The following is a 13,216-nucleotide window of genomic DNA, read 5'->3' on the forward strand; positions in this document are numbered from 1 at the left end:
TATGTATTATACAATTCAGTTAAACTAAAAACAGTTAAGGAAATAGAGGAGTGGGATACAATGTTAAGTGCAAAAACAATTGAAATCGTAAAGTCAACAGTACCGTTATTACAAGAAAAAGGCGTTGAAATTACAACGAGATTTTATCAAATTTTATTTTCGGAACATCCGGAGTTATTGAATATTTTTAACCATACGAATCAGAAAAAGGGAAGACAACAACAAGCGTTAGCAAATGCTGTATATGCAGCTGCAATGTACATTGATAATTTAGAAGCTATTATTCCAGTTGTAAAACAAATCGGTCATAAGCATAGAAGTTTAGGTATTAAAGCAGAGCATTATCCAATAGTAGGTACATGCTTACTACGAGCGATTAAAGAGGTCGCAGGCGCACCTGATGAAGTTTTAAATGCATGGGGAGAAGCGTATGGCGTCATTGCTGATGCATTCATTAGCATTGAAGCGGGTATGTATGAAGAAGCTGCACATAAAGAAGGTGGATGGAAAGATTTCCGCAACTTTATGATTGTTAAAAAAGTGAAGGAAAGCGATGTTATTACATCATTTTATTTAAAACCTGAAGATGGCGGGAAAGTTTCTTCATTCATCCCAGGACAATATGTAACGATTCAAATAAATATTGAAGGTGAAACATATACGCATAATCGTCAATATAGCTTATCTGATGCTCCTGGAAAAGAATATTATCGTATTAGTGTAAAGAAAGAAAAAGGTGTAGATACACCAGATGGTAAAGTATCTAATTACTTACATGATCATGTAGGGGAAGGAGATGTCTTACCAGTAAGTGCACCAGCGGGAGATTTCGTATTAAATATGGAGTCAACATTACCTGTCGTACTAATTAGTGGTGGAGTAGGTATTACACCGATGATGAGTATGTTAAATACGTTAATTGAACAAGAATCAAAGCGTAATGTATGCTTTGTTCATGCGGCGATAAATAGTAATACACATGCGATGAAAGAGCATGTTGAGACAGTAGAAAAAGAGTATGAACAAGTTAAAGCATATACTTGCTATTCTTCACCGACAGAGCAAGATGTGGAAATGAAGAATTTTGATCAAGAAGGATTCATTGAACGTGAATGGTTACAAACTATTATTCCAACGACTGAAGCAGAATTTTATTTCTGCGGTCCAGTACCATTTATGAAACATATAAATACTGCATTAATTGATTTGGGTGTTAAACAAGAGAACATTCATTATGAATTTTTCGGTCCCGCAGCAAGCTTACAATAGGTTAACGTTGCCAAGCAAAAAAACGAGGTATTATTTTACCTCGTTTTTTGCTTGTTCTCTAAGTAAGCGATTTACTGTTTCGCGGCGTACACCTATGAGCTGACCAATTTCAGTTTGTGTTAATATTTCATAAATAGGGATGTCACCTAAATAAAAGGTGAACCACTCTTGTAAACGATGAAGGCGCTCTTTAGGAGAGACAGTTGTCAATTGATCGATACGCTGTTGCATCATTCTTAACTTCGATTGTAATTGTATAGCGATATTTTCATATGATGCAGGATTTGCCTGAAGTTTGTCGTACCATTCATTGCTAATTATAGGCTCAACTTCTGTTTTCATTAAAGCGATAGCTGTACCGTGATATTCCTTCGGTGAAATTAAAGAATGGTGAGGTATCGTTTCACCAGGAACGATAATATTAAATAAAAATGGTGTTCCGTCTTCTTCTAACCGAATAACTTTTAATAAACCTGTTTTTATAAAATATAATGGACCGTCCTCACCTTGACGGAATAATACATCTCCCTTATGTAGAATCAATGTTAGCCCCCTATTAAAACATTTCTATTTCTTATATTTTAGCGTATATGTATAAAGACAATATGCTTTTTAAACAGCAATTTCATTGACGAAATGTATGCTATTACAGTAGTATACTATTTAGTGTGTAATAGTACTAGCAATGAATACGCTGTAGGGGGTTTAGTATATTGTTAGATGCGATGAAGATGACGGATATGAGAATTCCGGCGAATGCTATCATTCATGTAGAAGAGATGAAAGGTGGAGTCGTTTTATCCGTTGAAATAGACGGCCAAATTATTTATACGATGGCTTATGATGAAGAAACAGATAGTTATGCTGAATTATATGATCGAAAGGATAAGAGGGCGTGCCAAGTACATGAAGACTTTATGGGATGGTCACTTCTTCACTAAAAAGATGTCAATATGACATCTTTTTTTATTGAATCGATAGATTATACAAAGAAATGAAATATAAGGATAAAATTTGTAATAAATGATTTTGCATTGTTAGCGCTTTGTAACTGTAAGATAACTGTTTTTTCGCTATCATAAAGATAACAGTCATAGCTATAGGAGTGATCAGCTTGAAGAAATTACATATTTCAAATTTTATGCTATTAAGTGTTTGTTTAGTTTTATTTGTTCTCCTAGGAGCCTTTTTATATTCATGTGTATAAGAAAAAACGCATTCTAGAAAGAACGCGTTATAAAAATGAAGTAATGATTAATCTAGTTCCAAGAATAATTAATGTGATACGTAATAAATTAATTACTGCATTACCGCTTAATTTTGTGTTAATATAAGCCCCGATTTTTCCGCCAATCCATGCACCAGGAATAAGAATTAATGCATAAGCCCAGCTGACATTTCCTAGAGAGATGTGAGTTAAAGAACTTACAATTGCTGAGAGAAATACGATAAACATTGAAGTTGCTACAGCAATGTGTGCTGGGAACGCAAAAAGGAGCATCATCGCTGGCACAAGTAAGGCACCACCACCGATTCCAAATAATCCGGATATAAATCCAACTATAAAGGCAATAAAGATAGCGAGAAATGGTGGAAATTGATAGTCTACAGTATTTCCTTCGTTATCTGTAAAAGATCGCTTAATTACAGTCATATTTGATAGGGAAAGAGGTTTCAATTTGTCTCGTAGTATAAGAAGAATGGAGACGAATATAAGAAAAATCCCAAAGTATAAAGAAAATGTATCTTGGTTTAAAAATTTGTTTGCCCATGATCCGATAATACCACCAGGGCCACTCCCGATAAATAAAATAAGTCCACTTTTATAATCTACCCGTTTATGTTTCATATAAGTAAGGGTAGAAGCCAGCCCTGTAAAAACGACTGTTACCATAGAAGTTCCTACTGCGAGTTGTGGTGATAAACTGTGTAATCCAATTAATAACGGAACGATAATAATTCCGCCTCCAAGTCCGACTAGGCTCCCGACTGTCCCGGCGATTAATCCAATGAAAAGTAACATGATGTATTCCAAAATTGCCAACTCCTCTATATAACTTATCCATCAATCATTATACACGCTTTTTAATAAGAAATAGGCTTGTTCACAAAAAAGTCGTCTTCCTAGAAAAATAAGGAAGACGACTTTTGATTAAAAGATTAAGTGTAATAAGTAGTAAAATAATGCAGCTAAAGAAGCTGAAATAGGAAGTGTAATAACCCATGTAATTAACATGCGTTTTGCAGTTCCCCATTTTACACCTTTCACGCGATGTGAAGCACCAACTCCTAAAATAGAAGAAGAGATAACGTGCGTCGTACTAACCGGTAAGTGAATAAATGTTGCGCCGAAAATAACAAGTGATGATGATAAATCGGCAGCTACACCATTTACAGGACGAATTTTCATAATTTGTCCACCGACAGTTTTAATAATTTTCCAACCACCGACAGAAGTACCAAGACCCATTGCGATTGCACAAGATAATTGTACCCAGAAAGGGATATCGCCAGAAGTATGATAGTTATTGGCCATAAGAGCCATCGTAATGATTCCCATTGCTTTTTGTGCATCATTCGTACCGTGCGTATAAGCTTGCAATGCAGCGGTGAAAATCTGGAATATACGGAAGTTCTTGTTCGTTTTCGTTAAGTTAAAGTTTTTAAATACCACTTTAAAAATACTATATACGATGTAACCAATAACAAAAGCGATGATCGGTGAAATGATTAAAGCTTCAAGAATTTTTATAAACCCTTTATAGTTTAATGCGCTAATACCAGCAGCAGCAATTGCTGCACCAGCGATTGCGCCAATGATTGCATGCGAAGAACTACTTGGAATGCCATAGTACCAAGTGATCAAATTCCAGACTATTGCCGCAAGCAAAGCAGCTAAAATTACAAGAGAACCATTTTGCAAAGCAAACGGGTCAACAATATCTTTTGTAATCGTTTTTGCTACACCTGTAAATGTCATCGCACCTAAAAAGTTCATAATAGCTGCCATAACAATTGCATGTCTAGGCTTTAGAGCTTTCGTTGAAACAGCCGTTGCAATAGCGTTTGCTGTATCGTGAAATCCATTGATAAAGTCAAAAGCTAAAGCGCAAATGACTACTAAAACGGTCAGTATCAAGAGTGTATCCATGATCAAACTCCTTACGCGTTCTTCATAATGATTGTTTCTAATACGTTTGCAACGCTTTGACAGCTATCAGCTACTTCTTCAAGCTCTTCGTAAATCTCTTTAAATTGAATAATCTTAATCGGATCTTTCTCACGAGAGAATAAGTGCTTAATCGCATGACGGCGAATATCATCACATTGTGACTCGTAATCCTTAATCTTGATCGCATTTGTACGAATATCGACTAATTTCTTTTTAGAAAGTAGTTCAACAGAATTTGCAATCTCAATCGCACATTGATTAATTGCTTCAACGAATTTAATCATGTATTCATCAGCTTCTGTAATAGAATACATTTCGAATAGACCAGCACTGTGATCTAATCCGTCTAATACATCATCCATACTCATTGCAAGTTGTAGGATGTCTTCACGTTCAATAGGAGTAATAAACGCTTTGTTTAGCTCCATAATGATTTCGTGAATGAATGAGTCACCTTTTGACTCATACTCTTTCATGCGCATAGAAAACTCTTTTAAATCGCTAGCATTTTTAATTTTATACTCCACGAAAAACTGCGCGCCTTCTTTTAAATTTTCGGAAACGTTCATAAGCATTTCAGAAAATTTATCTTTTTTTGATTTAAAGACCATTATTGTTACCCCCACAAAAGTAATATATGTAAAATATATTGGCTAATCAATTCTAACAAAAAACTGTCGTTTTTTAAAACATTTTATCGAAAAGTTTACAAAAACTTAACATAACTCTCATTGTTGTATTAATAATATTAATACTCAACGATGAATATCTTACTTGTAGAATGTCCTTTTCTTGCAAAAAGTATGAATGTGAAAGAAAAGCTTTACACTATAGGAACGACTACGTTATTATAATAAATTTAAAAGGAGGTATATTCTTCCTTTTAAAAAGAAGAGTGTAAACAAATGAAGGAAGTGAACCAATGAAATTGAAGAACACTCACTTTAAAAAAACGCTTGAGTGGTTCAATAAGAGGAAGAAACTACGCAATTCATTAATTGTACTGGGAAGTTTACTTGCTACTCTATTTATTGTTGTAAATATAATAATTTCCATTCAAGATATATCTGAATTAAAACAAGCTGTTCCACAACCGACTTTAATTTATGATGCAAATAATGAAGTTGCGACTAAATTAGCTTCTTCTAAAACAGAAGGGGTCAAAAGGAAAGATATTCCTGATATTATGGTTCAAGCAATTGTTGCAGTAGAAGATAAGGAATTTTTTAGTCATCATGGTATTTACTATAGTGGAATTATAAGTGCTGTATTTAAGAACATTACAGCCGGTGAAGTTGTGGCAGGTGGTAGTACAATTACACAGCAACTTGCGAAAAATGTATTTTTAACGCAAGACCGTACATTCTCGCGTAAAATAAAGGAATACTTTCTAACGAAAAAAATAGAACGTACTTATACGAAAGATGAAATTGTTGAAATGTATATGAATCAAATTTATTTTGGTGAAGGTGCTTGGGGGATAAAAAGAGCAGCTAAATCTTATTTTGATAAAGAAGTAAAAGACTTAACGATTTCAGAAGCCGCAACGATTGCAGGATTAATTAAAGCGCCATCTGCGTATTCGCCGTATAAAAACTTTAATAAATCAATTGAAAGACGTAATGTCGTATTAGGTTTAATGAAGGAGCAAGGATATATTTCTGAAGAACAATATAATCAGGAGAAAGAATCAGGTCTTGTATTACGACGTGGTGTTGACGATAAATATAAGGGAAAATATTCTCAATACGTAGATTATATTGTTAGAGAAGCGATGGACAAGTATGAATTAACACAAAATGAAATTTTAGCAGGTGGCTATCGTATTTATACGGAACTTGACTCGAAAAAACAACAAGCGGTTGAAGATGTTGTGAATAATGATAGTTATTTTAAAGATAGTGGCTCAGATCAGCTTATGCAAACTGGAGTGGTCCTTATGAATCCAAAAACTGGCGGTGTTCCGGCTTTAGTTGGAGGCAGAGGTCCTTATCAATTTTTGCAGTTTAATCATGCAACACAATTAAAAAGACAGCCAGGTTCAACGTTAAAGCCTCTTGCAGTGTATGTACCAGCGTTAGAACAAGGATATGAAGTATACGATGTCTTAAAAGATGAACCGTTTAATATTAAAGAATATGCACCACAAAATAGTGATCATACGTTCCATGGTAATGTGACGATGTATGAAGCGGTGGCAAAGTCATATAATGTTTCAGCAGTTTGGCTATTAGAGAAAATTGGATTAGATAAAGGATTGAAATCTTTAGAGCGGTTTGGTATTCCATTAGAGCCTGAAGACCATACGTATCCGATTGCTTTAGGAGGTATGCATGTAGGGACTTCACCATTTGTAATGGCTCAAGCGTATAGCGCACTTGCAAATGATGGTGTCCAAGTAGAAGCTCATGCCATTAGAGAAATCCAAAATGCTGAAGGGGAAACAATTGGAAAATGGTATAAGAAAGAAACTCGTGTGACGAACGAGAAAGTTGCCCAAAAGATGACATACTTATTAAAAGGTGTTATTGAAAGGGGAACAGGGGAAAAAGCGAAAGTTAATAATATCGATACCGCAGGCAAGACAGGGACTACCCAGCTTGTAAATGGACCAAGCACTGGTGCGAAGGATTCGTGGTTTGTTGGATACACACCGGATTTAGTAGGTGCGATTTGGGTAGGGTATGATAAAACGGATAGTGAGCATTATGTGCCAGGAGGCAGCCAAATTACAACGACAATGTTCCGGGATATTATGAAGAAAGCGAATGGAAATCCAACTCAAAAGGCATTTCAGTTATCACTAATACCTGAGGCGGATTATACAAAACAATTAAAAATGATTGAGGAAGAAAAACGAAGGAAAGAAGAAGAGAAAAAACGAAAAGAAGAGGAACAACAAAGAAAAGAACAGCAAAATGAATGGATAGATAAAGTGAAAGAGTGGATTCCATTTTGGTAAAAAAAGAGGCGAATAGCGAGTTCGCCTCTTTTTTATGAGAAATGAGCGGTTTTATCTCGGTTCAAAATGCGGCAACAGAAAAGAAGTTAGGTGAGAATCGAGCTGCCTATAAAAATTTGATGGGTTTAACTTAATAATCCGTGGGGATGGGAAAAGCGCCACGGATTAAAGCTTCAGTTTATTTAGCGTAACATTGGTCCTACCGAAGGATTGAGAATCATACGTGACGGTTATTATTCCTTTACTAATAGGTTCATATGGCAATTCCTCTTCGAAACTTCCAGTATTTTCATTATGGATAGAGAGTGTTATTTCATCAACGTCTTTATTTTTATATTGATCTTTAATCGTTTCAGCGATTTGAAGTAGGTTTTCATAACTAGAAGCTTCTGTAATAAGCATTCCTTTTATAACTTTTTTTTCATTTTGTGTGGAAGAGGAATACGGGATGTTGTTTTGTTTTGTATACAGAAGTTCGTATGGAATGGTTTTTCTTTCTGCTTTTGAAACATTTGAATAGTTTAGAGTTAAAAGAAACCCTATACATAAAATTATGCATACCATAAGAACAAACCAAAAACGTGTCAGTGATATAATTCGCATTGTCATCCCTCTTTCATGTCTTTGTCTTCACTATTCATCATACAAAAAGAGGATTAAGCTAGAGTAAATTTGAAGTAAAGAAACGTAAAGAAGGAGCACTTATCCTCCAAAATAAGTGCTCCTTTTTATTAAAAGAAAGATTTAACATACAATCAAAATAATACAAATTACTATAAATCAAACATTCTTGGTCGTTCAAAAATAAAATGAAAACTAAAATTAGTAAATTCGGAAGACTGATAGTGTAGCTGTTGTGTCACCAGTGTTAGGGATGGAAATAGTATTTACTGTAGGTTGTACAGAGATGGTTGTACCAGCTGTTAAAGTAACAATTGTGGAGAAAGAAACCGCACTACCGATAACGTTAGTTGAAAAATTACGAGTAGGTGGTTGACCGTTGAATGAAATACCGAATCCAAATGGTGAAGAACCCGGGAAGGTTGTAGATGCTGAGAAACTAATATCGTATACTCCTGTTTCTAAAATAGTTAAAGTATCTGAAGTGTCATTAAAAATGAGATTATTTAGTTCGAAAACTTGATTGAATTGGATATTCGTTCCAGGTGATATAGTTTGTGGATTAGAATTTCCTATTGCTGCTATAGTTACAGGGATTGGTGTGCCCGACGGTCCAGTAGCACCTTGAGCACCAGTAGCACCAGCCGGACCTTGAGTACCTTGAGCACCTTGAGCGCCAGTAGCACCAGCCGGACCTTGAGTACCTTGAGTACCTTGAGCGCCAGTAGCACCAGCCGGACCTTGAGCGCCTTGAGCACCTTGGGCACCAGTAGCACCAGCCGGACCTTGAGTACCTTGAGCACCTTGAGCGCCAGTAGCACCAGCCGGGCCTTGAGTACCTTGAGCACCTTGAGCACCTTGGGCACCAGTAGCACCAGCCGGACCTTGAGTACCTTGAGCGCCTTGAGCGCCTTGAGCACCTTGGGAACCAGTAGCACCAGCCGGACCTTGAGTACCTTGAGCGCCTTGAGCACCTTGGGCACCAGTAGCACCAGCCGGACCTTGAGCGCCTTGAGCACCTTGAGCACCAGTAGCACCAGCCGGACCTTGAGTACCTTGAGCACCTTGAGCGCCAGTAGCACCAGCCGGACCTTGAGCGCCTTGAGCACCTTGAGCGCCAGTAGCACCAGCCGGACCTTGAGCGCCTTGAGCACCTTGGGAACCAGTAGCACCAGCCGGACCTTGAGCGCCTTGAGCGCCTTGAGCACCTTGGGAACCAGTAGCACCAGCCGGACCTTGAGTACCTTGAGCGCCTTGAGCACCTTGGGAACCAGTAGCACCAGCCGGACCTTGAGCGCCTTGAGCACCTTGAGCGCCAGTAGCACCAGCCGGACCTTGAGCGCCTTGAGCACCTTGAGCACCAGTAGCACCAGCCGGACCTTGAGTACCTTGAGCACCTTGGGCACCAGTAGCACCAGCCGGACCTTGAGCACCAACCGGACCTTGAATACCTTGAGGTCCTTGAAGTCCAGTAGCACCTTGAGCACCAGCCGGTCCCTGAGTCCCTTGAATACCTTGAGGTCCTTGAGGTCCTTGAGGTCCAGTAGCACCCCGAGCGCCAGCCGGTCCTTGAGGTCCAGTAGGTCCAGTAGGTCCTATTGTTCCTCCACCAAGGCAACCTGATCCATATTGAACTAGGATAGCTTGAATTTCTGTAATGAGCTTAACTAGTTTATCGATAGTACAGCAATCGATTTTGAATAACTTAGCAATATACAATAAATAATTAAGCAAACTTTGTAGTTCAACGTACAATGCTCCGCATGAGAAAGGTGAGGACTTTAGGATAGTTAATAAGTTAGCAATAATAGAACTACCAATCTTTTCTTGTGCAGGTGATAAATTTAAGCAACTGAGGAATTTTTGAAGATTATTCAGGAGAGCAATTAGTTTATCGATGTTATCTTGAGAAGGGTTTTGAAATACAGCTTGAATACTTTGACCAAGAGCTTGAAGAAGTCTAGCATACTCTTTTAGTTCTGCCTTAGAGATGTTAATATAACTGCAAGCTCTTACTTCGCAACAATCATTACCATAAAACACTTTCCCTTTATTTTTGTTGGACATTTGTTCATTCCTTTCTTTTATAGAATAAATAGTCGTTACTATATAATAAAATGAAAACTAGACTGAATTCGTGAGGGACAAACTACTATTTCTAAAAAAATAAGCAGTTTACCTATCTTGTGAAAACAAAGAACAATTAAGAGATAGAGAAAGATTTATATGAGTTAAAAAAGAACAGGTTAGAATAAAAAACTGCACGCAAATTGTTAGATTATATCTAACAATTTGCGTGCAGTTCGTGGAACAGCCCAACCTTTTTAATGATTAATTCGTTCATAGTTCGCTTTAGGTAAAATTGGAATAGAAATAGTGAAAGTTGTACCGTTTTGATTACTAGACATTTTTAATGTACCGTTATGATTTTGAATAATTTTCTTCGTTACTGACAAGCCCAGTCCTGTTCCTGAATCTTTTGTTGAGAAGAATGGATCAAAGATATATTCTTGAATAGCTGGAGGAACCCCAGTTCCGTTATCTGTGAAAGTAATCCGAACAAAGTTATCTAGGCGATAACTAGAGATTTGAATGGAAAGAGGTCTTTCGCCTCGAGCATCGATAGCATTTTGAAATAAATTTAAAAAAACTTGCACAAGTTCATGACGATCGATATTGACAAGTACACCATCTAATTCCGTAGAAAATTCATAGTCAATAGAAATGTTGTGTAAAAAAACTTCACTAGCAAGTAGTTGTTGAATATATTCGCGTAAAAACGTATTGATGGGAAAAGGTTCTCTAGTAAATTCACGCGTTTTTGAAATGGCTAAAAATTTTGTGATAATACTATTTGCACGATCTAGTTCAGGAATGAGTAGACTTTTAAACAATTCTTTATTGGATGGAGAAACGTTATCTTGTAGAAATTGCAAGTATCCACGTACCGTTGTAAGGGGATTTCGTACTTCATGAGCAATCCCAGCTGCGATTCGTCCTGCTAATGAAAATTTTTCTGCATCACGTTCTGTGTTTAAATAATGGAAGACACTAATAACTCTAAAAATCTCTCCGTTATAATCCCGAATAATTCGATTGTTTAAAATACCATAGTTTTTGTCTAACACTTCTTCATTATATATTTCTGTTCCTGTTCTTAATGTTTCAATCGCTTTAATTTGTTCTTCTGGCAAGTTTAGTAATTGTTGAATTGGCTTTCCAATTATATCATTTCGTACTACACCAAAATCATCTGCTGCAGCTTGATTACATAAAGTTATATTTCCTTTACTATCAACAAAGGTGACATGATGTGAAAAAGCATCAAAAATATGAACAAAGTATGTTTCAAGTTGTTCAAATAAAAATAATGAATCGCAAGTAAGTTGAAAATCAGCCTTTTTATTCTCTTTTTGTATGTTTTGAATGGAATGAGTCGTTCTCGTTTTCTTTATTTGTAAACCAATATGTGGATTTTTGTATGTGAAATGATGTGGTAATTGATTCACAAGCTCTTCATATAACCGCACTTTATTTTCTAGTTCTTCTATTCGTTTTTCATGAGATACAATATCATCGTTTGGAAGCATAAATAAATAACCCCTCAATTTAAAAATTCTTCCATTTAGTATATCATATTTTTATACGGATACTCTTAAAGAAGGGGCTACTTAATGAAATTGATTAGCTGAAATGTCCGGGAAGTGAGTAGAATGGATAGAAGGTGAAGTTAAAAAGGGAGGGATATATTTGCTTTTCATTGGAGTGACAGGGTGGGGAGATCATGATTCTTTATATATAAATACCTATGAAAATAGAAATAAATTGCGAACTTATAGTGAACATTTTCCCATTGTGGAAGTAGATAGTTCATTTTATGCGATACAACCTGCGCGGAATTATACAAAATGGGCGATGGAAACGCCGAAAGATTTTTCTTTTATAGTAAAAGCCTATCAAGGAATGACAGGACATATGAAAGGGGAAATCCCTTTTTCTACGTTCGATGAGATGTTTGATGTGTATAAACAATCCATTCTTCCTTTAATAGAAGCAAATAAATTAAAAATGATTTTATTTCAATATCCACCATGGTTTGATTGTAAAGTGAAAAATGTAGATTTACTTCGATACACGAAAGAAAAAATGGAAGATTTACCATGTGCAATAGAATTTCGAAATCAAACATGGTTTTATCCAGAAATGAGAGATAAGACGTTACAGTTTTTAGAAAAAGAAAACTGGATTCATACAATTTGCGATGAGCCTCAGGCTGGAATAGGATCAGTACCGCTTATATTAGAGGCAACAAACTCGGACATGACGTTAATACGTTTTCATGGCCGAAATGTTCATGGTTGGCTGGATAAAGGAGAAAATTGGAGAGCGGTTCGCTGTTTATATCGTTATAATAGTAAAGAATTGGCGGAATGGGTAGAACGATTAGAGCGATTGAAAAAGAAGACGAAGGATATATTTGTATTGTTTAATAATAATTCGGGCGGAGATGCAGTGGATAATGCGAAACAGCTTATGAAAATGATGAACATTACATATGGTGAGCCGAAGCCTGAGCAATTAAATTTGTTTGAATGATGATAAACAAGAAAGGCACTGTACAAACAGGGGGAATGTACAGTGCCTTTCTATATGAAAAAGAGGGGTAACAATGTTACTGAGCGTTTGGTTGATTCATCAATTGTTGGCTTCATAATAAATGATAATGGTTATCATTATCATTGTCAATGGTTTTTCGGAAAATAAGTAAAAAACTTTTTATCCCGCTATTTGCGGCAGTAAAACCCCTACCTCAAAATTCGGCTGGAGCAAAGAAGTTAGGTGGGAGCCCTGCTGCCCGTAAGCGCCCGATTGGTGAAGGCTAATAATCAGTGGGGGATGAACAAAACCCCCACTGATTAAAGTTTCACTTTATATTTTAAATAGTAATAAAAAAAGAACAGCAATTACTGCTGTTCTTTTCCATTGATGATTTGTTGTAAATCAAAAGGAGTTATCGCTTGGATAAATTCCTTTGAGATAAGTGTTTGAACGAGAGTGCTTTCAGAAATTGTAGCACCTGTTTTCTTTTCATAAGATTTCTTTAATAAATCAAGTTTTTCAGCCGTTTCTTTCGGTAATTCAATTGTTAATGTGTTCATAATTTCTCCCCCTTACTATTAGAGTACCACTAC

Annotated in this window: 12 protein-coding genes; 4 read left to right on the plus strand and 8 right to left on the minus strand. The window is 36.4% G+C overall.

What is annotated here, in order from left to right; genetic code table 11:
* Positions 1-60: 60 nt before the first annotated feature.
* Complete coding sequence (hmpA, locus tag DET63_RS13910) at positions 61-1,269, plus strand: NO-inducible flavohemoprotein (RefSeq protein WP_113937028.1); 1,209 nt, start codon at positions 61-63, stop codon at positions 1,267-1,269.
* Between the two features lie 30 nt (positions 1,270-1,299).
* On the opposite strand, the gene DET63_RS13915 is transcribed toward hmpA, so the two are convergent.
* Positions 1,300-1,812: a Crp/Fnr family transcriptional regulator gene (locus tag DET63_RS13915; RefSeq protein WP_002086692.1), complete on the minus strand. Its 513-nt coding sequence runs from the start codon at positions 1,810-1,812 to the stop codon at positions 1,300-1,302.
* 170 nt (positions 1,813-1,982) lie between these two features.
* On the opposite strand from DET63_RS13915, the gene DET63_RS13920 reads away from it, so the two are divergent.
* Positions 1,983-2,210 carry a hypothetical protein gene (locus DET63_RS13920; protein ID WP_002086691.1) on the plus strand — a complete coding sequence of 76 codons (228 nt, stop codon included), beginning with the start codon at positions 1,983-1,985 and terminating at the stop codon, positions 2,208-2,210.
* Positions 2,211-2,503: 293 nt separating this feature from the next.
* Here DET63_RS13920 and DET63_RS13925 read toward each other — a convergent pair whose 3' ends face one another.
* From DET63_RS13925 to DET63_RS13935, 3 genes are all read right to left on the minus strand, one after another.
* Complete coding sequence (locus tag DET63_RS13925) at positions 2,504-3,304, minus strand: sulfite exporter TauE/SafE family protein (protein WP_002086690.1); 801 nt, start codon at positions 3,302-3,304, stop codon at positions 2,504-2,506.
* Between the two features lie 117 nt (positions 3,305-3,421).
* The gene (locus tag DET63_RS13930; protein WP_002030715.1) at positions 3,422-4,420 is read right to left on the minus strand and encodes an inorganic phosphate transporter; all 999 of its coding nucleotides are present in this window, start codon (positions 4,418-4,420) and stop codon (positions 3,422-3,424) included.
* A gap of 11 nt (positions 4,421-4,431) precedes the next feature.
* Positions 4,432-5,052 (minus strand): DUF47 domain-containing protein, encoded by a 621-nt coding sequence (locus DET63_RS13935; protein WP_000231445.1) that lies wholly within the window; start codon positions 5,050-5,052, stop codon positions 4,432-4,434.
* Positions 5,053-5,363: 311 nt separating this feature from the next.
* On the opposite strand from DET63_RS13935, the gene DET63_RS13940 reads away from it, so the two are divergent.
* Entirely contained in the window at positions 5,364-7,403 is a 2,040-nt protein-coding gene (locus DET63_RS13940; protein ID WP_113937029.1) for a transglycosylase domain-containing protein, read from the plus strand.
* Positions 7,404-7,568: 165 nt separating this feature from the next.
* Here the strand turns inward: DET63_RS13940 and DET63_RS13945 are convergent, their stop codons facing one another.
* From DET63_RS13945 to DET63_RS13955, 3 genes are all read right to left on the minus strand, one after another.
* Positions 7,569-8,006 (minus strand): hypothetical protein, encoded by a 438-nt coding sequence (locus DET63_RS13945; protein ID WP_113937030.1) that lies wholly within the window; start codon positions 8,004-8,006, stop codon positions 7,569-7,571.
* A 219-nt stretch (positions 8,007-8,225) separates the two neighbouring features.
* Positions 8,226-10,091 carry a Gly-Xaa-Xaa repeat protein gene (locus tag DET63_RS13950; RefSeq protein WP_113937031.1) on the minus strand — a complete coding sequence of 622 codons (1,866 nt, stop codon included), beginning with the start codon at positions 10,089-10,091 and terminating at the stop codon, positions 8,226-8,228.
* A 257-nt stretch (positions 10,092-10,348) separates the two neighbouring features.
* Positions 10,349-11,614, minus strand: a complete 1,266-nt coding sequence (locus tag DET63_RS13955; protein WP_002126365.1) for an ATP-binding protein — start codon at positions 11,612-11,614, stop codon at positions 10,349-10,351.
* Between the two features lie 160 nt (positions 11,615-11,774).
* Between DET63_RS13955 and DET63_RS13960 the strand changes: the two genes are divergently transcribed.
* Positions 11,775-12,620: a DUF72 domain-containing protein gene (locus DET63_RS13960; protein WP_113937032.1), complete on the plus strand. Its 846-nt coding sequence runs from the start codon at positions 11,775-11,777 to the stop codon at positions 12,618-12,620.
* A 368-nt stretch (positions 12,621-12,988) separates the two neighbouring features.
* Here the strand turns inward: DET63_RS13960 and DET63_RS13965 are convergent, their stop codons facing one another.
* Positions 12,989-13,183 carry a DUF3924 family protein gene (locus tag DET63_RS13965; RefSeq protein ID WP_002011737.1) on the minus strand — a complete coding sequence of 65 codons (195 nt, stop codon included), beginning with the start codon at positions 13,181-13,183 and terminating at the stop codon, positions 12,989-12,991.
* Positions 13,184-13,216: the final 33 nt, after the last annotated feature.

Origin of the sequence: Bacillus sp. DB-2, from assembly GCF_003315125.1 — a bacterium.
Classification (GTDB): Bacteria; Bacillota; Bacilli; order Bacillales; family Bacillaceae_G; genus Bacillus_A; species Bacillus_A mycoides.

Bases quoted from the DNA above. Each gene is read 5' to 3' on its own strand.
- hmpA (WP_113937028.1), top strand. From the start codon at position 61: ATGTTAAGTGCAAAAACAATTGAAATCGTAAAGTCAACAGTACCGTTA.
- DET63_RS13930 (WP_002030715.1), bottom strand. From the start codon at position 4,420: ATGGATACACTCTTGATACTGACCGTTTTAGTAGTCATTTGCGCTTTA.
- DET63_RS13935 (WP_000231445.1), bottom strand. From the start codon at position 5,052: ATGGTCTTTAAATCAAAAAAAGATAAATTTTCTGAAATGCTTATGAAC.
- DET63_RS13940 (WP_113937029.1), top strand. From the start codon at position 5,364: ATGAAATTGAAGAACACTCACTTTAAAAAAACGCTTGAGTGGTTCAAT.
- DET63_RS13945 (WP_113937030.1), bottom strand. From the start codon at position 8,006: ATGCGAATTATATCACTGACACGTTTTTGGTTTGTTCTTATGGTATGC.
- DET63_RS13950 (WP_113937031.1), bottom strand. From the start codon at position 10,091: ATGTCCAACAAAAATAAAGGGAAAGTGTTTTATGGTAATGATTGTTGC.
- DET63_RS13955 (WP_002126365.1), bottom strand. From the start codon at position 11,614: ATGCTTCCAAACGATGATATTGTATCTCATGAAAAACGAATAGAAGAA.
- DET63_RS13965 (WP_002011737.1), bottom strand. From the start codon at position 13,183: ATGAACACATTAACAATTGAATTACCGAAAGAAACGGCTGAAAAACTT.